Annotated in this window: 25 protein-coding genes; 11 read left to right on the plus strand and 14 right to left on the minus strand. The window is 71.1% G+C overall.

Annotation, left to right across the window (positions count from 1 at the left end; all coding sequences use genetic code 11):
• Nucleotides 1-43: 43 nt before the first annotated feature.
• Nucleotides 44-1,717 (minus strand): mucoidy inhibitor MuiA family protein, encoded by a 1,674-nt coding sequence (locus NK718_RS20550; protein WP_254746226.1) that lies wholly within the window; start codon nt 1,715-1,717, stop codon nt 44-46.
• A 300-nt stretch (nt 1,718-2,017) separates the two neighbouring features.
• Between NK718_RS20550 and NK718_RS20555 the strand changes: the two genes are divergently transcribed.
• From NK718_RS20555 to NK718_RS20565, 3 genes are all read left to right on the plus strand, one after another.
• Nucleotides 2,018-2,662: a DUF47 domain-containing protein gene (locus tag NK718_RS20555; RefSeq protein ID WP_254746228.1), complete on the plus strand. Its 645-nt coding sequence runs from the start codon at nt 2,018-2,020 to the stop codon at nt 2,660-2,662.
• A gap of 12 nt (nt 2,663-2,674) precedes the next feature.
• Entirely contained in the window at nt 2,675-3,679 is a 1,005-nt protein-coding gene (locus NK718_RS20560) for an inorganic phosphate transporter (protein ID WP_254746229.1), read from the plus strand.
• Nucleotides 3,680-3,898: 219 nt separating this feature from the next.
• A complete protein-coding gene (locus tag NK718_RS20565; protein WP_254746230.1) occupies nt 3,899-4,102 on the plus strand; it encodes a YgaP family membrane protein in 204 nt (67 codons plus the stop codon).
• Here the strand turns inward: NK718_RS20565 and NK718_RS20570 are convergent.
• Together NK718_RS20570 and NK718_RS20575 are read right to left on the minus strand one after the other, a co-directional pair.
• Nucleotides 4,099-5,241, minus strand: a complete 1,143-nt coding sequence (locus NK718_RS20570) for a coiled-coil domain-containing protein (RefSeq protein ID WP_254746231.1) — start codon at nt 5,239-5,241, stop codon at nt 4,099-4,101. The two genes, NK718_RS20565 and NK718_RS20570, sit on opposite strands and share 4 nt — an antisense overlap.
• 113 nt (nt 5,242-5,354) lie before the next feature.
• A complete protein-coding gene (locus tag NK718_RS20575) occupies nt 5,355-6,011 on the minus strand; it encodes a DUF1134 domain-containing protein (RefSeq protein ID WP_254746232.1) in 657 nt (218 codons plus the stop codon).
• A 182-nt stretch (nt 6,012-6,193) separates the two neighbouring features.
• Between NK718_RS20575 and NK718_RS20580 the strand changes: the two genes are divergently transcribed.
• From NK718_RS20580 to NK718_RS20595, 4 genes are all read left to right on the plus strand, one after another.
• Complete coding sequence (locus NK718_RS20580; protein WP_254746234.1) at nt 6,194-6,625, plus strand: YHS domain-containing (seleno)protein; 432 nt, start codon at nt 6,194-6,196, stop codon at nt 6,623-6,625.
• Nucleotides 6,626-6,715: 90 nt separating this feature from the next.
• Nucleotides 6,716-7,369 (plus strand): histidine phosphotransferase ChpT, encoded by a 654-nt coding sequence (gene chpT / locus NK718_RS20585; RefSeq protein ID WP_254746236.1) that lies wholly within the window; start codon nt 6,716-6,718, stop codon nt 7,367-7,369.
• Between the two features lie 108 nt (nt 7,370-7,477).
• Nucleotides 7,478-10,036, plus strand: coding sequence for a hybrid sensor histidine kinase/response regulator (locus NK718_RS20590; protein ID WP_254746238.1), 2,559 nt, complete (start codon nt 7,478-7,480; stop codon nt 10,034-10,036).
• A complete protein-coding gene (locus tag NK718_RS20595) occupies nt 10,033-10,530 on the plus strand; it encodes a chemotaxis protein CheW (RefSeq protein ID WP_254746240.1) in 498 nt (165 codons plus the stop codon). Before NK718_RS20590 ends, NK718_RS20595 begins: the two co-directional genes overlap by 4 nt.
• A gap of 64 nt (nt 10,531-10,594) precedes the next feature.
• Here the strand turns inward: NK718_RS20595 and ctrA are convergent, their stop codons facing one another.
• Nucleotides 10,595-11,296: a response regulator transcription factor CtrA gene (gene ctrA, locus NK718_RS20600; protein WP_254746242.1), complete on the minus strand. Its 702-nt coding sequence runs from the start codon at nt 11,294-11,296 to the stop codon at nt 10,595-10,597.
• A 498-nt stretch (nt 11,297-11,794) separates the two neighbouring features.
• Between ctrA and fliI the strand changes: the two genes are divergently transcribed.
• Nucleotides 11,795-13,135 (plus strand): flagellar protein export ATPase FliI, encoded by a 1,341-nt coding sequence (gene fliI, locus NK718_RS20605; RefSeq protein WP_371877339.1) that lies wholly within the window; start codon nt 11,795-11,797, stop codon nt 13,133-13,135.
• Nucleotides 13,136-13,203: 68 nt separating this feature from the next.
• Nucleotides 13,204-13,620, plus strand: coding sequence for a flagellar export protein FliJ (fliJ, locus tag NK718_RS20610; RefSeq protein WP_254746243.1), 417 nt, complete (start codon nt 13,204-13,206; stop codon nt 13,618-13,620).
• An 88-nt stretch (nt 13,621-13,708) separates the two neighbouring features.
• On the opposite strand, the gene NK718_RS20615 is transcribed toward fliJ, so the two are convergent.
• Entirely contained in the window at nt 13,709-14,329 is a 621-nt protein-coding gene (locus tag NK718_RS20615; protein WP_254746244.1) for a GNAT family N-acetyltransferase, read from the minus strand.
• Nucleotides 14,330-14,462: 133 nt separating this feature from the next.
• Between NK718_RS20615 and NK718_RS20620 the strand changes: the two genes are divergently transcribed.
• Together NK718_RS20620 and NK718_RS20625 are read left to right on the plus strand one after the other, a co-directional pair.
• Nucleotides 14,463-15,524 carry a lysylphosphatidylglycerol synthase transmembrane domain-containing protein gene (locus tag NK718_RS20620; RefSeq protein ID WP_254746246.1) on the plus strand — a complete coding sequence of 354 codons (1,062 nt, stop codon included), beginning with the start codon at nt 14,463-14,465 and terminating at the stop codon, nt 15,522-15,524.
• A complete protein-coding gene (locus NK718_RS20625; RefSeq protein ID WP_254746248.1) occupies nt 15,521-16,345 on the plus strand; it encodes a class I SAM-dependent methyltransferase in 825 nt (274 codons plus the stop codon). The genes NK718_RS20620 and NK718_RS20625 overlap by 4 nt, the downstream gene beginning before the upstream one ends.
• A 4-nt stretch (nt 16,346-16,349) precedes the next feature.
• On the opposite strand, the gene flhA is transcribed toward NK718_RS20625, so the two are convergent.
• The 9 genes from flhA to NK718_RS20670 all read right to left on the minus strand — a co-directional run.
• Nucleotides 16,350-18,488 (minus strand): flagellar biosynthesis protein FlhA, encoded by a 2,139-nt coding sequence (flhA, locus tag NK718_RS20630; protein ID WP_254746250.1) that lies wholly within the window; start codon nt 18,486-18,488, stop codon nt 16,350-16,352.
• Between the two features lie 234 nt (nt 18,489-18,722).
• A complete protein-coding gene (flbD, locus tag NK718_RS20635) occupies nt 18,723-20,084 on the minus strand; it encodes a sigma-54-dependent transcriptional regulator FlbD (RefSeq protein ID WP_254746252.1) in 1,362 nt (453 codons plus the stop codon).
• Between the two features lie 17 nt (nt 20,085-20,101).
• The gene (gene fliN / locus NK718_RS20640; protein WP_254746254.1) at nt 20,102-20,455 is read right to left on the minus strand and encodes a flagellar motor switch protein FliN; all 354 of its coding nucleotides are present in this window, start codon (nt 20,453-20,455) and stop codon (nt 20,102-20,104) included.
• Between the two features lie 2 nt (nt 20,456-20,457).
• Entirely contained in the window at nt 20,458-21,084 is a 627-nt protein-coding gene (locus tag NK718_RS20645) for a FliH/SctL family protein (protein ID WP_254746256.1), read from the minus strand.
• Nucleotides 21,081-22,088: a flagellar motor switch protein FliG gene (locus tag NK718_RS20650; protein ID WP_254746258.1), complete on the minus strand. Its 1,008-nt coding sequence runs from the start codon at nt 22,086-22,088 to the stop codon at nt 21,081-21,083. The genes NK718_RS20645 and NK718_RS20650 overlap by 4 nt, the downstream gene beginning before the upstream one ends.
• Nucleotides 22,089-22,092: 4 nt before the next feature.
• Nucleotides 22,093-23,706: a flagellar basal-body MS-ring/collar protein FliF gene (gene fliF, locus NK718_RS20655; protein ID WP_254746260.1), complete on the minus strand. Its 1,614-nt coding sequence runs from the start codon at nt 23,704-23,706 to the stop codon at nt 22,093-22,095.
• Nucleotides 23,707-23,885: 179 nt separating this feature from the next.
• Complete coding sequence (gene sciP / locus NK718_RS20660) at nt 23,886-24,161, minus strand: CtrA inhibitor SciP (RefSeq protein ID WP_254746262.1); 276 nt, start codon at nt 24,159-24,161, stop codon at nt 23,886-23,888.
• 115 nt (nt 24,162-24,276) lie between these two features.
• Nucleotides 24,277-24,945: a flagellar hook assembly protein FlgD gene (locus NK718_RS20665; protein WP_254746264.1), complete on the minus strand. Its 669-nt coding sequence runs from the start codon at nt 24,943-24,945 to the stop codon at nt 24,277-24,279.
• An 11-nt stretch (nt 24,946-24,956) separates the two neighbouring features.
• Nucleotides 24,957-25,744, minus strand: a 788-nt coding sequence (locus tag NK718_RS20670; protein ID WP_254746266.1) for a flagellar hook-length control protein FliK, incomplete at its 5' end; no start/stop codon positions are given.

Consider the following 25,744-nt stretch of genomic DNA (forward strand, 5'->3'; position numbering starts at 1 on the left):
CGCGGACCGTAAAGCCGGATGGCGCGCGAGGGTTGTCCCGGACTCAGCGCTGGACCGGCTGCGGCCAGCCCGGCCGCGTGACGATCTCCTTGTCGCCGGGCCATTTCAGCCGCCAGGCGAGACGGATCTCCTTCTGCTCGCCCGGCTGGTAGTCCCACGCCCATTCCAGCACGCCGCGCTTGCCGTCGACGTCGCGCGCGGTGGGCGCGGTCGTCTGCGGCAGCGTCTCGACGGCGATGGCGGCGTCCTCCGACACCGGAAGGCGGTCGGTGACGACGATGCGCAGCGGCCGGTCGTGCATGTTGCGGACCGTGGTGCGGAAGTCGCTGAGGTCGCTGCGGGTGGTGCCGATCCAGCCGGACTCGGCGGCCTCGCGCCGCACCGGCGCGCGCTTCACCCGCACGCGGTCGTCGGCGCCCAGGCCCAGCGACACCTTCTCGCCCGGCGCGGTGAGCTTGATGCGGCCGCGCCCGACATGCACGCCGTCGCGGGTCAGCGAGGCCTCGCCGGGCAGCAGGGCGGCCTCCTCCTCGTTGACGAAGGCGGCTTCCAGATAGGCGGTCTCGTCGACCGCCGGGGCGGCGCGCACGGTCAGCTCCGGCGCGAGGGTGCGGCGGGAGAGCATCACCAGCTTCGGCGTGCCGTCGCGCCCCACGTCGACCCGGCCGGGCACGGCGAAGCTCGCCTGGAACTCGCCGGCCTCGATGGTCGTCGCGATCTCCTCGATGGGAGCGGGGGGAGGCGCGGCCGCGTTGATGGCGCGCTCGGACTCGGCCGCCTTGCGGGCGACGACGGCGGACTGCATGGCCTGCGCCATCGGGCGCGGCGGCTCGGCGAAGCTGACGAGCAGCGGGTCGAGCTCCGGCGCGGCGGTGCCGCGCGCGGCGCGAACCGTCGACACGGAAAGCGCCACGCCGGTCCAGTCCTCGCCGCTGCGCTGGACGATGCGGGCCCGCCGCACCAGGTCGAGCGAGGGCTTGCGCTCCTTCGAGCCGGTGTCGAGGCGCACGTCGTAGACGGGCTGCCAGCTCGCCTGGGCGACCCGGTAGGCGACGCGAAGCGTCAAGTCCGCGCCCTTCATGGCCTCGATGGAGATCGCGATGTCGCGGCGCGGCGCGCCGCCGGGCGGAGTCGTCGGGCGGGCCTTCTCCAGCGCCTCGATGTCGGCGTCGACGCGCCCGGCCCGCAGGTTCAGCTCGGCGAGGGCGGCGTTGACCTTGACGAGGCCCTGGCCCACGGCCTCCCAGGCGCTCGCCCATTTCTCCACGGGAAGCGGGGCGGACTCGGGCGACAGCTTTTCCGGGCTCGCCTCGGCGAACTTGCGGATCGCGGCCTTCTGCGTCTCCGCCGCCTCGATGGCGCCTGCGAGCGACTCGCGCTCCGCCTTCAACGCCTCCAGCCTCGCCTCCAGCGCGGCGTTGACGGCCGGCCTTGGGTCGCCCGGCGTGGCGCGCACGTCGACCGAGGCGATGGCGACGCCGGCTTCGGACTCGCCGGTGACGCGCACGGACGAGGGGTCGATGAAGGGCGAGAGGCCCCGCAGCACGATGGTCGACGCGCCCTGCGGCACGGTGACCTTCGCCGTGCGGCCGAGACTCGCCCCGTCCGGGAAGACGGTGACGGTGTCGAGCGACGACGTCGCCTCCAGGTCGGCGGCGAGCGCCGCCGGAGCGCTGGCCGCCGCCAGCGCCACGCCAAAGGCCAAGCGGTGAATCATGATGTCCCTCCCGCGGCGATGCGCCGCCTTGCGAGCGCCAGCACGCCCGCAAAAAGCGGAGCCATTGCGGCGGGCCGATGACGAAAAGCGGAAACGTGGCCGTGGCCCGCCCTTGATCCGAATCATGGAAAACGGCCCGGCGGCGTCCTACTCAGCGGGGATGGCGACGCTCTTCTCCTTCCTCGCCGCGTCCTCGGCGCCGCCGGTCCTGCCGGGGCCGAACGTGGCGGGTGGGTTGAAACAATGCTAGGTCGCAAGCGCCCGCCGCCCGGCGAGCGCCGCACGAAAGAGGTTCTGGCCATGGCGAACTGGTTCCGACGCCTTCTGCCCCGCGAGGACAAGTTCTTCGACATGTTCGAGCGCCACGCGCAGACGCTGATCGCGGGCTCGGACGCGCTGGCCCGCCTGCTCGAGGGCGGCGACGACGTGCCGCGCTGGTGCAAGGAGATCGAGAAGCACGAGGACGCCGCCGACCACATCGCCAGCGAGGTGATGGTATCGGTGCGGCGCACCTTCATCACCCCGTTCGACCGCGGCGACATCAAGGACCTGATCCAGTCGATGGACGACGCAATCGACCAGATGCACCAGACCGCCAAGGCGATCACTTTGTTCGACGTCCGCAGCTTCGATCCGCCGATGGTCGAGATGGCCGCGCTCGCCGGCGAGGCCGCGCGGCTCACCGCCGAGGCGCTGCCCAAGATGCGCAACATCGGCCAGAACGCGGGCTTCATCGCCGCCTACGCCGAGAAGGTGACCGTGCTGGAAGGCCGCGCCGACCATCTGCACGACACCGGCCTGCGCGACCTGTTCGTGCGCCACGGCAAGACCGACCCGATGGCCTTCATCGTCGGCACCGAGATCTACAGCCACCTCGAGAAGGTCGTCGACCGGTTCGAGGACATCGCGAACGAAATCCACGCGATCGTCATCGAACACGTCTGACCGGAGGCCGAGGTGGACGCTCCCCTGATCTTCCCCTTGCTCGTGGCGCTGATCGGCGTCGCGCTTCTGTTCGACTTCCTGAACGGGCTTCACGACGCGGCGAACTCCATCGCCACCATCGTGTCGACGCGCGTGCTGCCCCCCTCCTACGCGGTGTTCTGGGCGGCGTTCTTCAACTTCATCGCCTTCCTGTTCTTCGGCCTGCACGTCGCGGAAACGGTGGGCAAGGGGATCATCGAGCCGTCCATCGTCAATTCGGGCGTCATCTTCGCCGCGCTGGTCGGGGCCATCGCCTGGAATGTCATCACCTGGGTGCTCGGCATCCCCTCCAGCAGCTCGCACGCGCTGATCGGCGGGCTGATCGGCGCCGGCGTGGCGCGCGCCGGCCTCGACGCGGTGGTGTGGTCGGGCTTCCTCAAGACCGCGGCCGCCATCGTGGTGTCGCCGCTGGTGGGCTTCGTGCTGGCGCTGGTGCTGGTCGCGGCGGTGTCGTGGCTGTTCGTGCGCTCGTCGCCCTTCGCGGTGGACCGCACGTTCCGCGTCATGCAGTTCTTCTCGGCCGCGCTGTACTCGCTGGGGCACGGCGGCAACGACGCGCAGAAGACGATGGGCATCATCGCCGTGCTGCTGTTCTCGCAGGGCTACATGCCGGAGGGCTTCCACGTGCCGCTCTGGGTCGTGCTGTCGTGCCAGGCGGCGATGGCGTTCGGCACGCTGTTCGGCGGCTGGCGCATCGTCCACACGATGGGCTCGAAGATCACGCGGCTGACGCCGATGCAGGGGTTCTGCGCCGAGACCGGCGGCGCGCTGACGCTGTTCATGGCGACCGGGCTCGGCGTGCCGGTGTCGACCACGCACACCATCACCGGCGCCATCGTCGGCGTCGGCGCGGCGCGGCGCGTCTCGGCGGTGCGCTGGGGCGTCGCCGGCAACATCGTCATCGCCTGGGGCGTCACCATGCCGGCCAGCGCGGCCATCGCCGCCGCCACGCTCGAACTCCTCAAGCTGTTCGGCTGATCGGCTTCGGACTCCGTTCATCAATAAGTCTGAAACGCCGCCGCCGGGGATGGCGCGGAGGCGGCGGAAGGGTTATCTCGCATGTGCGAAGCGACTGCCGCACTGCGGCATCGCCCGTGGCCGGAGCCCCCGTCCGGCGGAGCCCTTCAGGGTGACCGCCCGCCCGTCGTCCGCGAGGACCCCGGGCCGACTTTCGCCCGCAGCCTCGGACGCTGACCCATGCCTCGCAACCTCGGCGGCATCGACCGTCTCTTCCGCTTCTATCTCGGCCTGGCGATGATCGCCTACGCGCTGCCGTTCTGGGCCCCGCAGACCGGCTGGAACTGGGTCGGCTGGCTCGGCCTCGTGCCGCTGGCCTCCGCCGTGGTCGGCGCCTGCGGCGTCTACCGGCTGGTCGGCCTCTCGACCCGCCCGGCGAGCTAAGCGCGCTCCCGCGCGGCTGAGCGGGCCCGCTTCGCCGGCTGCGAGGCCGGGGCGGGCGCTTCGCCCGGAGTCGACACGCGGATCACGTCCTCGGCAAGGCGAAGCATCGCCGCGCGCAGCGCCTCGTCCTCGTCGCGGCGCGCCTGGCGGTCGGCGTCTTTCGCCGCGCGCAGCTCCGCCAGTTCCTGCTGCAGGGCCTTGCGCTCGGCGCGGGCGGCGACCAGCGCGCCCTCGGCCGACGCCTTTTCGCTGCGCAGCGTCTCGATCTCGCCGGCGAGCGCGCCCGCCGCGGCGTGGCTCTCGCGCCCGTCCAGCTCCACCCGCCGTTCGAGCTCCGTCACGCGCGCCTCGGCCGTCAGCGCGCGGGCCTCGGCGGCCGCATGCTTGTCGTGCGCCGCCGTAAGCCTCGCGGCGAGGGTGGCGCGCTCGTCGCGCAGCGCCTCGATCTGCCGGTCGCGGTCCTCGCGGTCCTGCTGCAGGCCGGCGAGCCGGTGCTCGAGCAGCGACTTGTCGGTCGCCAGCGCCGCCATCGCGCGCTCGCGCTGTTCCGCCAGCTCGCGCTGTTCCGCCAGCCCGCGCTCCAGGTCGGCGGCGCGTGCCCGCTGGCCCTCCAGCGTGGTCTCCAGCGAGGCGATCATCAGCCGGCGGTCTTCCGAGACGCCGCCCAGCGCCTCGTGCTGCCGCTGCAAGGCGGACAGCTCCGCCTGCCGCGCGGCGAGCGCGGTCGAGGTCTCGTTCAGCTCGGCTTGGGTGCGGGCGAGGATGTCGCTCGTGGTCGCCAGTACGGCCCGCGTGTCGGCGAGGTCGGCGGAGGTGGCGGTGAGCTCGTCGGTGCGCTCGGCGAGCTGGCGCTGGAGCTCGGCGATCTCGACGGTGCGGTGGCCGATGACGCTCAGGTCGGCCGCGTGGCGCGCCTCCAGCGCCTCCAGCCGGCGCTCGACCCTGCGGGCCTCCACGGCGAGTTCGGCGCGCAGCTGGTCGCGCTCGGCGGCCACCTCGGCAAGCGAGCGGGGAAAGCGCGCCTCGACACGCGCCCGCGCCAGGCGTTCGGCGCGGGAGGAGAGGGCGGGAAGCACGAGGAGGGCGAGGAGAGCGGCCGCCAGGAATCCCATGGCGAAAACCATCACCATGTCGATCACGGCGGAAACACCTCGCGTTCAGGCGCGGCCGGCCGGTCCGGCGCTCTCGAGCGGACTTTGGCATGGCGGCCCGCGCCGCGCAAAGGGGCGCGCGGGCCGGGGCGGGCCCGAAATCAGAAGGGGTTCCAGGTCGATTGCGGCGTGAACTTCAGGTACCCGACGCTCACCCCCAGCCGCGCGCCGACGCCGGAGCTGATCGGCACCAGCAGGATGTCGTTGGCGACCAGCGCGGTCATGCTGAACCCGCCGATCACATAGGCGGAGCCGTCGACGCCGCCGAAGCGCTGGTAGATCGAATCCACCGACGGCAGGCGGTAGACCAGCATCATGGTGCGCGAGCCGTCGCCGCCGAAGTCGAAGCCGACAGACGGGCCCTGCCAGAACACGCGCCGGTCGCCGGCGTTGCGGGTGTAGAGCTTGCCCTCGCCGTAGCGCAGGCCGCCGACGAACGCCGCGCCGCCCTCCTGGCCCAGGATGTAGCCGTTGGGCTGGCCCCATTTGCGCGTCGCGTCCTCGATCGCCGTGGCGAGCCCGCGCGACACGTTGCCGAAGAAGCGGTGGCCGGAGTTGATCAGCTCGTCGCTGGAGAACTGCTCGGGCGCCCCCGGCGGCTGGGCGGCCTTGCGCGACGGCAGCTGCGAGCCCGTGCCGGCCGGCGGCGCGGATTGCGCCAGCGCCGCTCCCGCGCCGACGAGGGCGCCGAGGAAAACGACACTCCGGGCGACGCCGAGTACCGCCGCGACGAGCTTGCGAGTGCTGGTCCCACCCATGCGCATTTTCGCTGTCTCCCTCCCGCCGCACGCGCGGCGTCGTCAACACAATGGAAGGCGTCCGGCCCTTAGAAACCCTGCGCCGGCTGTCGCCCCGTTCCGGGTCGAATCACCCGGTGCGATTGTGAAAAAGATCCGGTTCAAAAGTGACGCTTGCAAGGCGAACTCTTCTCGGCGGGGCGATGGCGGGCGCGGCATGGCTGGCCGGGGCCGGCGCGCGCGCCCAGCAGGGCGGGACGATCTGCACGGATCCGTTCTCCGGCCTCGCCATCGGCGGCTTCGATCCCGTGGCGTATTGGCTCGACGGCGCGCCACGCGGCGGCCGGCCCGGCTGCGAGCGCCGCTGGTCGGGCGCGTGGTGGCGGTTCGCCCACGAAGGCAACCTCGCCGCCTTCGCGCGCGACCCCGTCGCCTTCGCGCCCGCCTATGGCGGGTATGACGCGCAGGCCGTGGCGCGCGGCCAGCTCGTGGCGTCCGATCCGGGCCTGTTCCTCATCGGCGGCGACCGCCTGTTCCTGTTTCGGAGCGCCGCGGGGCGCGACGCCTTCGTCGCGGCGGGCGGGATCGAGGCGGCGGACGCGGCCTGGCCGGCGCTCGCCGGGGCGACGGGGTGACGGCCCGGCTTCCGCCTCGCGCCCGCGCGGTGTAATCCCGAACGACAACCGGCAGGCGCGATTCGCCGCCTGCGCCCGCGGAGGCCCGCAATGACCGCCATCACGCTCGACTCCCTCGACCTCGCGGCGCTTCTGTGCAGCCGCGTCTGCCACGACGTGATCAGCCCGGTGGGCGCGATCGTCAACGGACTGGAGGTTCTGGAGGACGAGAAGGACGAGTCGATGCGCGGCTTCGCGCAGGACTTGATCCGCAAGAGCGCCCGGCAGGCCTCGGCGCGGCTCCAGTTCGCCCGGCTCGCCTTCGGCGCGGCCGGCTCGGCGGGCGCGGCCATCGACACCGGCGACGCCGAGCAGGTGGCGCGCGGCTTCATCCAGGACGACCGCACCACGCTGACGTGGAACGCCCCCCGCGTGCTGCTGCCGAAGAACCAGGTGAAGCTGCTGCTCAACCTGCTGCTCATCGCCGGCGCGACCATCCCGCGTGGCGGCACGATCGACGTGACGCTGACGGTCGAGAACGACATGGGCTCGTTCAAGGTGATCACAAAGGGCGTAAGCGCCCGCATCCCGGCGGCGGTGCCGGGCCTCCTGGCCGGCAGCCCGGACTCCGGCACGGTCGACGCGCACGGCATCCAGCCCTACTACACCGGCCTCATCGCCCGCGCCGCCGGCCTCGACGTCAGCCTGACGCTGGACGGCGATTCCGTGACGATCCTCGCGACGCCGAAGCCCGAGGACGCGTAACGCCGAGGTTTTTCCCGGGCCGGCGCACGTTTTCGCGCCATGTTCGGTGCGTTCAACTGAAAAATAAGGGTTCTCGGCGTCAATGGAGCGTGTGTTCCAGGCGGGCCGATGGACGATATCCTGCGCGAATTCGTGACCGAGACGAGCGAGTCGATCGAGAACGTCGACCGCGAACTCGTGCGCCTCGAGCAGGAACCCAATAACGAGCAGGTGCTTCGGCACATTTTTCGGCTCGTCCACACCATCAAGGGCACGTGCGGCTTCCTCGGGCTCAGCCGGCTGGAGACGCTGGCGCACGCCGCCGAGGACCTGATGTCGCGCTTCCGCGAGGGCGCGCCCGTGACGAGCGAGGCGGTGACGGTCATCCTCGCCACCATCGACCGCGTGAAGCTGATCCTGAAGGGGCTGGAAGAGGCCGAGCGCGAGCCGGAGGGGTCCGACGAGGCGCTCGTCGAGGCGCTGGAGCGCCTGGCCCGCGGCGCGGCGGCCGGGCCGCCGGTGATCGCCGTCGAGAGCCCGCCCGCCGCCGCACCTGAGCCTCCGGACCCCACGGCGCGCGAAAGGCCGGAGCCGGCCCGCGCCCCGCCGGCGCGGCGCACGGACCCCGTGTCGCGGCTCCCGGTGACGCCCGGCGTGCAGTCCGTGCGTGTCGGGCTCGACGCGCTGGAAGGCCTGATGACCATGGTCTCGGAGCTGGTGCTGACGCGCAACCAGCTCATCGACATCAGCCGCCGGTCCGAGCTGACCGAATTCAACGCCCCCCTGCAGCGCCTCTCGACCGTCACGGCCGAACTGCAGGCGCGCGTGATGAAGACGCGCATGCAGCCGATCAGCACGGCCTGGCAGAAGCTGCCCCGGCTGGCGCGCGACCTCAGCGCCGAACTGGGCAAGGACATCGAGCTGGTGATGTCCGGCGCCGAGACCGAGCTGGATCGGCAGGTGCTCGAACTCATCAAGGACCCGCTGACCCACCTGATCCGCAACGCCGCCGACCACGGCATCGAGACCCCGCTGGAGCGCATGCGCGTGGGCAAGCCCGGGCGCGGCGTCATCCGCGTCTCGGCCGCGCACGAGAGCGGCACCATCTCCATCGAGATCGCCGACGACGGACGCGGCCTCGACATCCCCCGCATCGCCGCTTTGGCGGTGGAGCGCGAACTCGCCACCGCCGCCGAGGTGGAGACGATGAGCGAGGCGCAGATCGCGCGCTTCATCTTCGCGCCGGGGTTCTCGACCGTGCGCGAAGTGTCGCACGTGTCCGGGCGCGGCGTCGGCATGGACGTGGTGCGCACCAATATCGAGCTGATCGGCGGCTCCGTCGACGTGAGCTGGACGCCGGGCGCGGGCTCGGTCTTCACCCTGAAGATCCCGCTGACGCTCGCCATTCTCGCGGCGCTCATCATCGAGACGGGCGGCCAGCGCTTCGCCATTCCGCAGGTGGTGGTGGTGGAGCTGGTGCAGCCGCGCAACTCGTCCGAGCACAGGCTGGCGACGATCAACGGGCAGGCCGTTCTTCTGCTGCGCGACATGACGCTGCCGGTGCTTCGGCTCTCGCGCCTGCTCGGCCTGCCGGGCGAGGACCGTCCCGTCGACGACAGCTTCATCGTCATCATGCGCGTCGGCAAGCGCAGCTTCGGCGTCATCGTCGACGCGGTGTTCCACACCGAGGAGATCGTCGTGAAGCCGATGTCGGCGCTGCTCAAGGGCCTGACCTTCTTCAGCGGCAACACCATCCTGGGCGACGGGCGGGTGATCCTGATCCTCGACCCGAACGGGGTGGCCGCGGCGGCCGGGGACGCGCCTGCGGCGGCCGGGCGGGAGAGCGGGGAGGCCGACGCGGCCCTGGGCCCGCTGCGGCAGGAGCGCACGGCTTTCCTGGTGTTCCGGGCCGGCGACGGCGAGCCGAGGGCGGTGCCGCTCGCCTCCGTGACGCGGCTGGAGGAATTCGACGCGTCGCGCATCGAAACGCTGGGCGGACGGCGCGTGGTGCAGTATCGCGGCGACCTGCTGCCGCTGGTGGGGCTCGGCCCGGACGGCGCCGTCCCCGCGAGCGGCGTGCAGCCGGTGCTCGTGTTCTCCGAGCGCGGCCGTATCGCCGGGCTCGCCGTGGACGAAGTGGTCGACATCATCGAGGACCATCTGGACGTGCGCCCGGTCGGCCAGTCGCCCGGCGTGGTGGGCACGGCGGTGATCCACGGCAGGGCGACCGAGATCGTCGACGTCGCCCATTACCTCCCGCTCGCCTGCCCCGACTGGTTCGAGCCGAACGAGCAGTCCCGCGCCAGCGGCGCGCGCCGCGTGCTGCTGCTGGAAAGCACGCCATTCTTCCGCGGGCTGCTGGGGCCGGTGCTGAAGGCGGCCGGCTACGACGTGGTGGCCATGGCCGACGGGCAGGAGGCGCTGGAGCTGCTGGAGTCCGACCGCCGCTTCGACGCGCTGGTGCTCGACGTGGAGGCCCCGGGCGTCGGAGGCTTCGAGATCGCCGAGGCGTTGCTCGGCGACCGCCGCGCGCCCCTGCCAATCATCGGGCTCGCCACGCGGCCCTCGCGGGAGACGCTGGACCGGGCGCAGCGCCTCGGCCTGTTCGAGTTCGTCGCCAAGTTCGACCGCGAGGGCCTGCTGGCCGCGCTGGCCGACGGGCTGCAGGCCAGGGAGGCAGCGGCATGAGCGTCGCCCCCACTTCGACGCGGGAGCCCGGCGGCGAGCGGGTCGCTGTCACCGATTACGTGACCGTGTTCGTCGACGGCCAGCTCTTCGGCCTGCCGATCGCCAGCGTGCAGGACGTCTTCATGCGCGGTCAGATGACGCCGGTGCCCGGCGCGCCGCCGGAGATCCTGGGGCTCATCAACCTGCGCGGCCGCGTGCTCACCGCGCTGTCGCTGCGCCGCCTGCTCGGCCTCGCCGATCCGCTGGCGCAGGGCGCGATGGTGGTCGGCGTCGAGCACGGGGGCGAGTCGTTCGGCCTCCTGGTCGACCGCGTCGGCGAGGTGTTGAGCCTGCCGGTGTCGGACCGCCGCGCGAACCCCGGCAATCTCGACCCCGCGTGGGCGCGCTTCGCCCGGGGCATCTACTGGCTGCCGGAAGGGCTTCTCGTGGTGCTCGACATCGACGCCGCGCTGGGGCTGGGCGGCGCGCCTGCCGAACCCGACGGCGCCATCTGAACCCCCTCAAAACGAAAACCCCGCCGGGCGAGGGCGGGGCTTTTGATGGGCCGGGAGGTCCGCGTCAGGCCGAGGCGCGATCCTCGCCTTCGCTGGGCTCGCGCAGCACGTAGCCGCGGCCCCACACCGTCTCGATGTAGTTGCGGCCCTGCGACGCGTTGGCGAGCTTCTTGCGCAGCTTGCAGATGAACACGTCGATGATCTTCAGCTCGGGCTCGTCCATGCCGCCGTAGAGATGGTTGAGGAACATCTCCTTGGTCAGCGTGGTGCCCTTGCGCAGGCTCAGGAGCTCCAGCATCTGGTACTCCTTGCCGGTGAGGTGCACGCGGGCGCCGCTGACCTCGACCGTCTTCTGGTCGAGATTGACGATGAGGTCGCCCGTGGTGATGACCGACTGGGCGTGGCCCTTGGAGCGGCGGACGATGGCGTGGATGCGCGCGACCAGCTCGTCCTTGTGGAAGGGCTTGGTGAGGTAGTCGTCGGCGCCGAAGCCGAGGCCGCGCACCTTGTCCTCGATGCCGGCGAGGCCGGAGAGGATCAGGATCGGCGTCTTCACCTTGGCGACGCGCAGGCTGCGCAGAACCTCGTAGCCGGACATGTCCGGGAGGTTCAGGTCGAGCAGGATGATGTCGTAATCATAGAGCTTGCCGAGGTCGATGCCTTCCTCGCCCAGATCTGTGGTGTAGACGTTGAAGTTCTCGGACTTCAGCATCAACTCGATGCTCTGCGCTGTAGCGCTGTCGTCTTCGATGAGCAGTACGCGCATTTCAGGTCTCCAAGCTCGCCCCTTGGTCCGCGACCGCGGCTTCCGCCGGTGGGACCCGGAGGAGCCCCCCGGATGCCCTTTCGGGCATCCTCATCGTCCCGACTCGCAACGTTAACGTCCAATGGTTAACAAAACCTGATTCCGTTCGGCAAGGCCTCTGGCGCGGAATATCCGCGAATCGGCATAAATCGCTGTTTTCGCCGTCAAAAATCAGATCAGCCCCGTTCAGATTTCAGATGAACAAATTTCCTTAAGCGACTCTCCCGACTCGCAGTTGCCAGGCTGGGGGACGGCATTGCGGCGGGAGCCTCGGGGGCATTCTTAACCGGACCGGTAAATGAAGCGTAAAGCGTCAGCCGAAGCGTGTGAAAATGATGTCGCGCACGCGACGCGGGTGACCGCGGACGACGGTCCCGCCCGGCCGTTCGCGCCTACAGACGCGGGACGTCGGGGCTCCCCGTTGGTTTCACGCCCGCCGCGAATCGCTATGATCCCGCCATGATCGAGCATGACCGCGGACTTCTGGCCGGCCTCGCGAACGAGGTCGAACGGCTCGACGGCGTCGTCACCTATGGCCGCGTCGCGAGCCTGCGCGGACTGATGATCGAGATCGCCGGCCCCATCCACGCCATGCAGGTCGGCGGCCTGGTGGACGTCGAGATCGCGCCCGGGCGCTCGATCGGGGCGGAGGTCGTCGGTTTCTCGGGCGACCGCGCGCTGGTGATGCCGTTCGGCGTCGTCGAGGGCATCAGGCGCGGCGCGCGGGCGGTGGTGCGCGCGGCGCGTGGCGGCGTGCGGCCGAGCGCCGGCTGGCTGGGGCGCGTCGTCAACGCGCTGGGCGAGCCGATCGACGGGCGTGGCCCGCTGCCGGTGGGGCCGAGCGTCGCGATGTTGCGCAACGACCCGCCTCCAGCTCACGCGCGGATGCGTGTCGGCGCGCCGCTCGACCTCGGCGTGCGCGTGCTCAACACCTTTACAACGTGCTGCCGGGGCCAGCGCATCGGCATCTTCGCCGGCTCGGGCGTCGGCAAGTCGGTGCTGCTCTCCATGCTGGCGCGCAACGCCGCCTCCGACGTGGCGGTGATCGGCCTCGTCGGCGAGCGCGGACGCGAGGTGCAGGAGTTCCTGCAGGAGGACCTCGGCCCGGAGGGGCTGGCGCGCTCCATCGTCGTCGTGGCGACTTCCGACGAGCCCGCGCTGATGCGCCGGCAGGCGGCCTATCTCACGCTGGCGCTGGCCGAGCATTTCCGCGACGAGGGCCGCGAGGTGCTGTGCATGATCGACAGCGTCACGCGCTTCGCGATGGCGCAGCGCGAGATCGGGCTGGCGGCCGGCGAGCCGCCGACGACGCGCGGCTACACGCCGACCGTGTTCACCGAGCTGCCGCGCCTGCTGGAGCGCGCCGGGCCGGGCGAGGCGGGGCAGGGCAACATCACCGGCCTGTTCACGGTGCTGGTCGACGGCGACGACCACAACGAGCCGGTCGCCGACGCGGTGCGCGGCATCCTCGACGGCCACGTGGTGATGGAGCGCGCCATCGCCGAGCGCGGGCGCTACCCGGCGGTCAACGTGCTGAAATCGGTGTCGCGCACCATGCCGCGCTCCTGCGACCCGGCCTACTGGCCGACGGTGCAGGCGGCGCGGCAGGCCATGGCGACCTTCGCCGACATGGAGGAGCTGATCCGGCTCGGCGCCTACCGCGCCGGGTCGTCGGCGGAAGTGGACGGGGCCATCCGCCTGAACGGGCCGCTCGAAGAATTCCTGCGACAAGGTAAGGAAGAGTCAACCTCATTGGGCGATGGTTATCGCCGTCTCGCGGAGATCATGGCCTCAACCTGAGGTTGCGATCGAGTTCCGTCCTTGCGCCAAGGTCGTCCCGACCCGACCTCCAAGTGTGAGTAGAGCCCATGAAGTCGCGTGAAACCGTCATGCGCCTGAAGCGCTTCCAGGTCGACGAAAAGCGTCGGCGGGTGGCGCAGATTGAGATGATGATCGCCGATTTCGAACGCATGGCCGCCGATCTCGACCGCGAAATCGCCATCGAGGAGCAGCGCGCCGGCATCTCGGACAAGGCTCACTTCGCCTACCCGACCTATGCGCGCGCCGCCATGCAGCGCAAGGAGAACCTCGTGCGCTCGGCGGACGAGCTGAAGGGCCAGCTGGTCGATGCCCGCGCCGAGCTGGAGGACGCGTTCGAGGACCTCAAGAAGTTCGAGATCCTCGAGGACCGTGAGCAGGCCCGCGAGCGCGCCGCCGAGAGCGCCCGCGAGCAGTCGGAGATGGACCGCGTCGCCATGTCGATGCGCGGCTTCGCCCGCGCCTGAGCCGTTTCGGATCGCGCGCGCACGCCGCGCGCGGCGGACCCTCGGGTCCCAGGAAGAGCCCGGCGCCGGCACGCCGGGCTTTTTTCGTTCAGGCCGGCGGCGGCAGGTCGGGCCTGATGTCCGCCGGCAGCGCGCCGGCGGCGCGCGGGTCGTCGATCACCTCGACGGCGAGCTTGTAAGGGACAAGCCCGGCGCGCCGGTAGAAGGCCACCGCGCCGGGGTGGTCGAGCGTGCAGGTGTGCAGCCAGAATCGCCGGATCGGCCGCGACCAGGCGATTTCCAGCGCGCGCGCCATCATCCACCGCCCGGCCCCCGAGCCGATCAGGCTGTCCGTCACGCCGAAATACACCAGCTCCGCCTCGCCCGGCTGGCGGAAGTCCAGTTCCAGCAGGCCCTCGGCGCGGCCGTCGCGCATCAGCGCGTGGGCCTCGACGCCGGGATCGGCCAGCACGGCCTCGATGTCGGAGAGTGGCGCGGAGAGCCGTGACACCCACAGCCAGCGCGCGCCGACGCGCCGGTAGACGTCGCGGTAGAGCTCCGCGTCCCCCGCCCCCAGCCGGCGCAGCGACAGCCCGTCCGGGGCCGGCCCGGGCGCGGCCGGAAGCGGGCGCGTGGCCTCCAGGTAGGTCACGACCGAGGCGAGCTTGCCCGGCGGCAGGTCGTGATACCCGTCCGCGATCGCCAGAACCCGCGCCGTGTCCCCCGTCATGCCGCCGCGCCTCTCGCCGTGCTCCCGCCGGCGGCGCGAGCCCAAGTTGCAAACATCTTGCCCTTGTCACGGGCCTCATGCACTGATGCCCGGAAATTCGGCGGGCACAAGGAGGCGGCGCGGTCCGTCCTGCATGAAGCGCATCATGGATTATGTGTGGCCGCTCGTCGGTCTCGTCGCGGTGGTCCTCTCCGTCCATGCGCTCTATGCCAAGCTGAAGGCCGAGGCCGCGGTGGAGCCCGGCGTCGGCGCGCTCCTGGAGCAGGGGACGGTCTGGTCGAACATCGGGACGATCGCCCACGTCATCGCTCAGAAGATCGCGGCGATTCCGCCCCAGGGCTATGCTCTCGCCGGGCTGTCGACGCTGGTCGCCTACGCCGCGCTCGCCTGGTACGACCGCATCGCGCTGCTGCACCTGGGCAAGGCGCGCGGCATCTCGTGGATCTACGTCGCGGTCTGCTCGTTCGTCACCTACGCGCTGTCGCACAATATCGGCGCATCGGTGTTCTCGGGCGGCATGGTGCGCTACCGCGCCTACCGGGCGAAGGGCCTGTCGCCCTCCGAGGTGGCGCTTCTGGTGGCGCTGTGCTCCTTCACCTTCGCCTTCGGCACCCTGCTGCTGCTCGGGCTGGTGCTGGTCGGCGAGCCGCAGATCCTGCGCCCGCTCGCCAGCCTGTCGCCGTGGTTCGCCATCCACGAGACGGCGGCGCGGCTGGCGGGGCTGGCGATGCTGGCCTTCGTGGCGCTCTACACGCTGGGCTCGTGGCTGCACTTCAAGCCGCTGACCATCAAGCATTTCCACCTCGTCTATCCCCGCCTGAACATCGTGGCGCGGCAATACGTGGCGGCGCCGCTCGAGCTGGTCGGCGCGGCGGGCATCATCTATTTCGCCCTTCCCGAGACCGGAAACCCCGGCTTCTTCGTGGTGCTGGGCGCGTTCCTGCTGTCGTTCTCGGCCGGGCTGCTGTCGCAGGTTCCCGGCGGGGTGGGCGTGATGGAGGCGGTGTTCCTGGCCATCATGCCGGGCATCCCGGCCCCGGCCGTGTTCGCGGCCCTGCTGGTCTGGCGGCTGTTCTACCTGATCCTGCCGCTCGTGATGTCCATTCCGGTGGTGCTCGGCTTCGAGCGCTGGCGGCTGGCCGAGCTGGCGCGCGAGAAGCACCGCCACGCGCCCCCGGAGGGCGGCGGGGAATGACCGCCGCGCGCGGCCGGGCGATGGGCCTCGCCACCGCTCTCGGCTGGGCGCGGCGCGGCTTCGTCATTCCCTATCGCTACGCGGCCTCGGCGACGCCCGCCGCCTATCCGGCGCTGGAGCCTTTGTTCGCCGCCGCGACGCCGTCCTTCCGCGCCGTGCTGGCCTGCATCGAGGACCACGCGGCGGAGCTCTCCGCCATCGGCGGGGGCGAGGGTCAGGCGCGCTTCGACCAGGACTGGTTCCCGCGGCTCGACGCGGCGGCCGCCTACGCGCTGGTGCGGCGCGAGCGGCCGGCGCGCATCGTCGAGATCGGCTCCGGGCACTCGACCCGCTTCCTGGCGCGCGCCGTGCGCGACGGGGGGCTCGCCACGCGGATCGCTTGCGTCGATCCGGCCCCGCGCGCCTCGCTGGCGGCGCTCGACGTGACCCACCACGCGGTGACGCTCGACGCCGCCGATCCCGCCCTGACTTCGTCGCTCGGCGCGGGCGACGTGCTGTTCATCGACTCCAGCCACATCGCCATGCCGGGCACCGACGTCGACCGCCTCGTGCTCGACGTCCTGCCCCGCCTCGGCGCGGGGGCGCTGGTCCACATCCACGACATCCTGCTGCCCGACGCCTATCCCGACGACTGGGCGTGGCGCGGCTACAACGAGCAGATCGTCATCGGCGCGCTGCTGCAGGGCGGCGGCTACGAGCTGGTGTTCGCCTCGCACTACGTCGCGGCGCGCCTGCGCGACGAGGCGAGGGCCGGCGTGCTCGGCCGGTTGGCGCTGGCGCGGGGCGCGCGCGAAACGAGCCTCTGGCTGCGCAAGCGCTGAGGCGTCACACGCTGCCGACGGTGCGCAGCCGCGCGCGCGGATGGATCTCGGCCTGCGAGAACACCGGCGTCTCCCGCCGGAAGCGCTCGATGATGGTGCGCGCGAAGGGCCGCACCGCGGCGGAGGTGACGAGCACCGGCATCTCCCCCTGGCGCGCCGCGTCCTCGAAGCGGTCGCGCACCTGCGTCACGAAGTCGTGCAGGCGCGAGGGCGCCATGGCGAGGTGGCGCTCGTCGCCCTGGCCGAGGATCGACTCCGCGAAGATCGTCTCCCAGTGCGGCGAGAGGGTGATGATGGGCAGCTGGCCGCCCGGCGCGGTGTACTGCGCGCAGAGCTGGCGGGCGAGGCGCTGGCGCACGATCTCGGTGATGTCGCGCGTGTTGCGCGTCACGGCCACCGCCTCGGCGATGCCCTCCAGGATGGTGCCGAGATCCCGGATCGACACACGCTCGGCCAGCAGCGTCTGCAGCACGCGCTGGATGCCGGTCATGGCGATCTGCGAGGGCACGATATCCTTCACCAGCTCGGCGTGCTCCCTCGGCAGCTCGCGAATGAGCTTCTGCACCTCGACGTAGGACAGGAGCTCGCCGACATTCGCCTTGAGGATCTCGGTGAGGTGCGTGGAGACGACGGTGGCGGCGTCGACCACGGTGTAGCCGCGCAATTGGGCCTCCTCGCGCAGCGTGCCGTCGAGCCAGGTCGCCGGCAGGCCGAAGGTCGGCTCGATGGTGTGGTGGCCGGGCAGCTGGATCGCGCCGCCCTGCGGGTCGATGGCCATGAACTGACCGGGGAAGACCTGGCCCTGGCCGGCCTCGACCTCCTTCACCTTGATGACGTAGGCGTTGGCCTCGAGCTGGACGTTGTCGAGGATGCGCACCGAGGGCATCACGAAGCCCATCTCGCCGGCCAGCGTGCGCCGCAACGCCTTGATCTGCTCGGTCAGTCGGTCTGAGCCGTCATGGCTGTTGACCAGCGGCAGCAGTCCGTAGCCGATCTCGATCTTGAGGTCGTCGATGTGGAGGATTTCCGCCATCGTCTCCTCGCGCGGGCCTTCCGCTCCGGCGGCCGCACCCGCCGTCGCCCCGGCCGCGGTTGCGGCGGCGGCTTCGGCCTGGGTCTGGGAGAGGCGGCGCGCCATCCAGGCCGCGCCGCCGGCGAGGCCCAGGAATGGCAGCATCGGGATGCCGGGCAGCAGGCCGATCGCCGCCATCACCGCCGAGGCCATGGCGAGCGCCTTCGGCATGGTGGCGAGCTGGCGCGCGATGGCCTTGTCCGCCGAGCCCCTGACGCCGGCCTTGGAGACAAGCAGTCCGGCGGCGGTCGACACGATCAGCGCCGGGATCTGGGTGACGAGGCCGTCGCCGACGGTAAGCAGCGTGTAGCTGCGCGCCGCGGCGGAGAAGGTGAGGCCCTGCTGGGCCACGCCGATGATGATGCCGCCCACCACGTTGATGAAGGTGATGAGCAGGCCCGCGATGGCGTCGCCGCGCACGAACTTCGACGCGCCGTCCATCGCGCCGAAGAAGCTCGATTCGTCCTCCAGCGCCTTGCGCCGCGCCTTGGCGATCTGCTCGTCGATGAGCCCGGCGTTGAGGTCGGCGTCGATGGCCATCTGCTTGCCGGGCATGGCGTCGAGCGTGAAGCGCGCCGCGACTTCGGCGATGCGCCCCGAGCCCTTGGTGATGACGACGAAGTTCACCACCAGCAGGATGAAGAACACCACCAGCCCGATGACGAAATTGCCGCCCATCACGAAGCTGCCGAACGCCTCGATGACGTGGCCCGCCGCGCCCGGGCCGGTGTGGCCGTGCGCCAGGATCAGGCGGGTCGAGGCGAGATTCAGCGACAGGCGCAGCATCGTCGCGATGAGCAGCACGGTCGGGAACGAGGAGAACTCCAGCGGCTCGTCGATGAACAGCGACGTCATCAGGATGAGCACGGAGAGGATGATCGACAGCGCCAGGAACAGGTCGAGCAGGAACGACGGGAGCGGAACGATAAGCACCACGAGGATGCCCATGACCGCGACGGCGAGGCCGATGTCGGAGCGTTGGAGCAGAACTGCGAGGCCGCCGATGGAGGGCATCGCGGCTGGCTTCCGGCCGACGGCGGATTGCCCCTGGGCGAGCGCAATGTCGCTCATTCTCGAAAAACCCCTGGCTGAAAAAGGCCGGCCGGAAACACCGGCGAGACAGTCTGAACTCGTGACTGCAATAGGCACAATCTGCCGGGCTTATGGTGAACGACCCGTTAACGCGGCAAGCTTCGCGCTAACAATTCGTTCACGCCGAAGGCGGCTTCGTGGCGGCGCGCCAAGAGGATGCGGGCGCCGCTCCCGAAGGGGAGGGCGCCCGCCGAAACGACACGGAAGGAACGCTCAGAGGCTGGCGACGCGCGCGTCGCCAGGCGGCGGCACGGCCATGCCCTCCGCGCTGTACTCGTTGAGCTTGTTGCGCAGCGTGCGGATCGAGATGCCGAGGATCTTGGCCGCGTGCGTGCGGTTGCCGAGGCAGTGGTCCAGCGTGTCGAGGATCAGCCCGCGCTCGACCTCCGCGACGGTGCGTCCCACCAGCGCGCGGCCCACCATCTCGGCCGTCTCGGCGGCGCGCGACGCCTGGTCGCGGGCGGCCGGGGCGAGCGCCTCGCCCTCCGGCGTCATGATCGCGTCGACGCCGATCTCCGGGCCGGTGGCGAGCAGCACGGCGCGGTGCATGGTGTTCTCCAGCTCGCGCACATTGCCGCGCCAGGGGTTGGCCAGCAAAGCGCGCCGCGCGTCGGCCGAGATGGCGCGCGCCGGCACGCCGTTCAGCTCCGAATACTTCCGCACGAAATGGTTGGAGAGCTCGACGATGTCCTGCGTGCGCTCGCGCAGCGCCGGCACGCGCAGGTGCACGACGTTGAGCCGATAGAACAGGTCCTCGCGGAAGGCCCCGCGCCGCACTTCCTCGGCGAGGTTGCGGTTGGAGGTGGCGATGACGCGGATGTCGACGGGAACCGGCTTGCCGCCGCCCACGCGATCGATGACGCGCTCCTGCAACGCGCGCAGCAGCTTGGCCTGCAGGCGCACGTCCATCTCGGAAATCTCGTCGAGCAGCAGCGTGCCGCCGGAGGCTTCCTCGAACTTGCCGATGCGCCGCGCCACCGCGCCGGTGAACGCGCCCTTCTCGTGTCCGAACAGCTCGGATTCCAGCAGGTTGTCGGGAATGGCCGCGCAGTTGACCGACACGAACGGCTTGTCGCGGCGCGCGGAGCGCGCGTGGACGAAGCGGGCGATGACCTCCTTGCCGACGCCGCTCTCGCCCGTGACGAGGATCGAGGCGTCGGACCGCGCCACCTGCTCGGCGAGCCGCGCCACGCGCGCCATCGCCTCGTCGCGGAACACGAAGGCGCGCGCGTCGCGCGACACCGCTTCGAGCACCGCGGCGATCAGTTCGGGGTCCGGCGGCAGCGGGATGTATTCGCGCGCGCCGGCCTGGATGGCCTGCACGGCGGCGCGGGTGTCGGAACCGGTGCCGCAGGCGACGACGGGCGCGCGGATGCGCTCGGCCTCGAACTGCGCGACGAGGCCGCGAATATCGAGCAGCACGTCGACCATGACGAGGTCGGCGCCCTTGCCGCGCATGACGGCGAGCGCCTGCTCGACGGACTCGGCGTTGGTGACCGACGCGCCCCGGTCCATGGCGATGCGCGTGGCGACGGAGAGCTGGCCCTTGAGCGCGCCGACGATGAGAAGCCGCATGGTTCCTGTCCTCCCTGTCAGCGATCGGCCTTGATGATCTCGGTCATGGTCACGCCCAGCCGCTCGTCGACGAGCACGACCTCGCCGCGCGCGACCAGACGGTCATTGACCATGATGTCGATCGCCTCGCCGACCTTGCGGTCCAGCTCCAGCACGGTGCCGGGACCGAGCTTGAGGAGTTCGCCGACTTCCAGCCTCGTGCGGCCGAGCACGGCCGACACGTTCACCGGCACGTCGAACACGTGTTCGAGGTCGTGCGCGCCCTTGGGGGTGAACGCCGCCTCGGCCGGAACGCCGGTCGACTGGGCGAAGTCGAGGTCGAGGTCGCCGCCGCCCTTGAGGTGGGGAAGGGGAACGTCGTCGGCTGCCATGGTCAGGGCTCCCTGTGCGGCGTGGTGTCGGCGGGCGCGCGTCCGTGGCGCGCCAACGCCTCGTCGATCAGTCGATTCAGTTCGGTCCCGTCGCGGGCGACGCCCCCGTCGGCCCATTCGAAGCGGAAGTCGCCCGGGCCCATCGTGGGCTCGCCGAGAACGATGATCCGCCCCGCGAAGCCGCGTTCCGCCGCGAGCTTGCCGAGCTGCGTCTTGGCGGCGTCGATAAGGTCGTCGGGCACGCGCACCGCCACGTGCGGCACGCCGTTGAGCTCCCGGAAGCACTCGGCCGCCGCCGCCTGGAGCTGCGCCAGCGGCGCGTGCTCGATGGCCGCGCCCGCGAGCTTGCGGGCGAAGGCGATGGTGAGCGCGGCGGCGCGCGCCTCGAGGCGGTCGGTCTCCGCCGCGAGCCGCGCCAGAGCCTGCGCGGCGGCCTCGACGAGCCGTTCGAGGGCGACGGCGAGGCGATGCGCGTCGGCGCGCTCGGCCTCGGTCCGCCCGTCGGCGACGCCGCGCGCATAGCCCGACGCCTCGGCGGCGCGCAGCGCCTCCTCGTCGGCGCGGCGACCGCCCGGGCGGCGATCCTCGCTGAAATCCGCGCCGAAGTTGAATTTCCGCGCCTCGCTCATTCCACCAGCACCGCGTCGTCGTCCTCGGTCTTGCGCAGGATGATGCGCCCATCGTCGGCCATCGCTTCCGCCATGGCGATGACGGTCTGCTGGGCCTTGTCAACGTCGCGCAGGCGTTGCGGCCCGAGCATGCTGATTTCGTCGAGCAGCATGGCGCGCGCGCGCTCCGACATGGTGCCGAGGACCGCCTCCTTCACGGGCGCGGCCGCGCCCTTCAGCGCCAAAGCGAGGTCCTGCGACTTCACCGCGCGGACGACGAGCTGGAGATCCTGCCGCGACAGTTTCGCGAGGTCGTCGAACACGAACATCAGGGAGCGGATGCGCGCCGCCGCCTCGGCGTCGGCCTGGTGCATGGCGTTCATGACGCGCGCCTCGGTGCCGCTGTCGAACTGGTTGAAGATGCGCGCCACCTTCTCAAAGGAATCGTGCTTCACCCGCGTCGCCAGCGCCGAGACGAAGTCGGAGCGCAGCGTCTGCTCCAGTCGCTGCAGCACCTCGCGGGGGATCGTGCCGAGCACCAGGACGCGGTGGACGACCTCGACCGCGACGGCGTCCGGCAGGTTGGCGAGCACGCGCGCGGCCTGGCTCTCATCGAGCTTCGTGAGGATCACGGCCGCCGTCTGGGGGTGCTCGTTCTTGAGATAGGTGGCGAGCGTCTGGTCGGGAACGTTGGAGAGCTTCTGCCAGATGTCGCGGCCGGCCGGGCCGCGAATCTCCTCCATGATCAGCTCGGCGCGGTCCTTCGGCATCAGCTGCAGCAGCAGCCGCTCGGTGCGCTCGTAGTCGCCCATCACGGCCGCGCTGCCGACGCGGGACGAGAAGTCCGTCAACAGATCCTCGACCGTCGCCGGATCGACGCTGCCGAGCCGGGCCATCGCCTCGGACACGATGCGGATCTCGTCGTCGTCGAGCTGCTCCCAGACCTCCTTGCCCTTCTCGTGGCCCAGCGTCAGCAGCAGCGTCGCCGCGCGCTCGGGGCCGGACATGCGCTTGAGCTGGCTCATCGCGTCACGCCCCCTCGTGGATCCACTGGCGGACGATGGTCGCCGTGGCGGTGGGGTTCTCGCGCACGATGTCGCCGATCTTCTCGATCGACTTCGCCTGCACCGCCCCGTTGACGCGGGCGATCTCCATCATCTTGCCGGTTTCCGACTCGGGCAGGGCGAGCGTGGGCGAAGGCCCGCCGAGCTGGTCCGGCGCGGCGCCGCCGGCGGCGAGGCGGTCGGCGCGTGCGGCGAGCGGCGCGAGAATGGTGCGCACCATCGGCCGGACGACCACGAGCACGACGATCAGCGTCAGGCCGGCGAGCACGACAAGCTCGATGGCGCGCATGATGTCGTCGCGCGTCGGCGCGAGGCTGGCGAGCAGGCCGCCCTCGGGCGCGCCCTCCACCGCGACTGGCGCCTCGGCGAAGCGCAGGTTGACGACCTCGACCTGGTCGCCGCGCTTGGCGTCGAAGCCCATCGAGGAGCGCACCAGGGCGGCGATGCGGTCCAGCTCCTGCTGCGGGCGCGGCTGGTACACCGTCTCGCCGCCATTGCCCTTGGCGTAGACGCCGTCGACGAGCACGGCCACCGAGAGCCGCTTGACGCGGCCGCCCTCGACGACCTCGGTGCGGGTCGTCTTCGAGATCTCGTAGTTGATGACTTCCTCGGTCTTGGCGGAGGCGTCGCGCGGGCCGCCCTGGGCCTGCGCCCCGTTCTGCGCGGCCGGCAGCTCGTTGCCCACCGTCACCTGGCCGCCGGCTTCCGTCGTCGCCTGGTTCTCGTTGCGCGACTGCGTGGAGCGGACGACGCGGCTTTCCGGGTCGAACGTCTCGGAGGTCTGCTGGACGCGGTTGGCGTCGAGCTCGGCGGCGACCTGGATGCGGGCGCGGCCCTGGCCGACCACGCTGGCGACGAGCTCCTCCACCTGCGCGCGCAGGCGACGCTCGTAGGCGACCTGCTTCTCGTCGAGGGCGATGGCGGCGCTGTCGCCCTGCGCGCCGTCGGCGAGAAGGCGGCCGCGCTCGTCGACGATGGAGATGCGGTCGGGCTTCAGCCCGTCGACGGCGGAGGCGACGAGGTGGCGGATGGCGCGCACCTGCCCGGCGTCGAGGTCGCCGGCGACCTTGAGCGCGATGGAGGCGCGCGGCGGCTCCCGGTCGCGCTCGAACAGGCGGCGTTCCGGCAGCACGAGATGGACGCGCGCCGACTGCACGCGGGACAGCGAGCGGATGGTGCGGGCCAGCTCGCCTTCCAGCGCGCGCAGCGCGTTGACGCCCTGCACGAAGCTGGTGGCGGAGAAGCTGTCGCCCTTGTCGAAAATCTCGTAGCCGACGCTGCCGCCGGCGGGCATGCCCTTGCCGGCGAGGTCCATGCGCAGGCGCGGAATGTCGGACTTCGGCGCGGCGATGGAGCGCCCGTCGTCGCGCAATTCGAATCGGACCGCGCGGGTCTCCAGCTCCCGGACGATGGCCGACGAATCCTCGGGCGCGAGGTCGCTGTAGAGCACCCCCATGGCGGGCTGGCTGACGCGCATCGCGACGAGCGCGAAAAAGCCGACGAGGGCGAGGGTGACGGCCCCCATCGCCGCGATCCGCGCCGGCCCCAGCTTCGTGAAGAGTTCGATGAGCCCGTTCACTGCCCAACCCCAGCCCTGACGCTTCCGCCGCGAGTGCGCGGATCGCCGTAGGCAAGAATTGCCGGCCTTACGGTTAGCGAAGGGTTAACGGTGCGGGCGCCGGGGCCCAAAAAGCGGAAAAGCGCCGGGATTTCCGGCGCTTTTCAATTCCTGCGTGCGATTTTCGAAGCGTTTGCGCGTCAGTGGCGGTATTGCTGGATGCGCGTCGTGCGCAGGCCCGCGAGACCGTGCTGGTCGATCGAAGCCTGCCAGGAGAGGAATTCCTCGACGGTCAGCGTGTAGCGGCTGCAGGCCTCTTCCAGGCTCAGCAGGCCGCCGCGAACCGCGGCCACCACCTCCGCCTTGCGGCGGATCACCCACCGGCGCGTATCCGCGGGCGGAAGGTCGGCGATCGTCAGGGGACTGCCATCAGGGCCGATCACGTATTTCGCCCTTGGACGGTAGGGTTCGGTCATTTGTACGCTCACACACACTCTGCTGACCTTTATTGTCCCGACCATAAGAGGGCCCGCTTAAGAATTGCCTAAACGGAATTGTCAAATTTGGCCCCTTCGCCAGCGATTGGCGCTTTTATATAGAGGGTTTGCGCATCGACTTGACGTTTTCAACCGGAACGCGGACCGATCCGATCGCCAGGAGGGGCGACGAACCTGTGAGGTCGACCGCGTCGACCGTCCCGACGATCTCGGTGCTGACGTTGACGGCCGCCCCGGCGAGGTCGGACGCGGTCACCGACAGCGTGTAGTCCCCGACCGGCGCGGTCGCGCCGGAGCTCGTCCTGCCGTCCCAGACGAAGGACTGGCTGCCCGCCGCGAGGCTGCGCGTCTCGCTGTAGACCGTCGCGCCAGACGCGTCGCGCACCGCCAGGGTCGCCCGCGACGCGGCCTTGGGCGCCGACAGGTTCCACTCGGCCCGTCCTCCGCTCAGCCTTGTGGTGGCCCCGTCGGCGCGGATCTCGGCCCCGACGAAGCCGAGCGCGTTGGTGGCCGTCGACGCCTTGGTGGCGGTGAGCAGCGAACCCAGCGTGTCGTTGGACTTGATCTGCTGCTCCACCGAGGCGAACTGCACGAGCTGCTGGGTGAACTCGTTGGTGTTCAGCGGCTCCAGCGGGTTCTGGTTCTTGAGCTGGGTGGTCAGCAGCAGCAGGAACTCGTCGAAATTATTGGCGAGCATCTTGCGGTCCGTGCCGGCGCTCGAGGCGGCGCTCGACGGGCTGCTGGCGGCGGCGGTGACGGCCATGGTCGCGTCTCCTAGATGCTGATATCGAGGCCGGACGCGCCGACCCGCACCCCGCGCAGGGCGGCGTTGAGGCGGGCCTCGGGCGAGGGCTCGGCGCGAAGGTCGGGCCGGGCGAAGGCGCGGCGCGCCGCGTCCGGGTGATGGGGCTGGCCCTGCTGTCCCTGCTGCCCCTGCTGGCCGAGCGAGAATTGCAGCGCGCCGTCGCCGGTCTTCAGGCCGGCCTGCTCGAAGGCGCGCTCCAGCGTGCGCGCATCGCGCTGCAGGAGCGCGAGCGTCTCGACCCGGTCGACGACGAGGTGCGCCTTCACCCGCCCGTCGCCGTCGAGGTCCAGCTTCACGTCGACCCGGCCATATTCCTCCGGGTGCAGCCGAATCTGGAACTGCCGCGCCCCCTCGAGCGCGCGCATGCCGATCTCGATGGGGACCATGGCGACCGGCGTCGCCGGCGGGGCGGGGGCCGCCGGGCCGGGCTGCGCCGCGTCGGCGGCCTCGACGCGTGGCGCGCCGGGCGTGGCGGGCGGCAGCTCGAACACCCGCGCGGTGAACGTCTGCCCGCCCGGGGCGGCGGGCTCGGCGGGAGCCGCCTTGCGGCGCTCGTCGGGGTGGGACACGGCCTCGGCGTTGGCGGCGGACGGCGCAGGCGTCGGGCTCTCGCCGGGAGCGGGCGTGGGCCCGGGCCCCAAGGAGCCTGCGCTCGACGACTGCGCAACCGCGAGGCCGATCGCCGCCCAGACGAGAAGATCGTCCAGCACCTCGGGGGAGGGGCGGGGGCGTCCGCCCCACAGCGGCTCGGCGGCGG

The sequence above is a fragment of the Alsobacter ponti genome, assembly GCF_024294805.1.
In the GTDB taxonomy this organism is placed as follows: Bacteria; Pseudomonadota; Alphaproteobacteria; order Rhizobiales; family Beijerinckiaceae; genus Alsobacter; species Alsobacter ponti.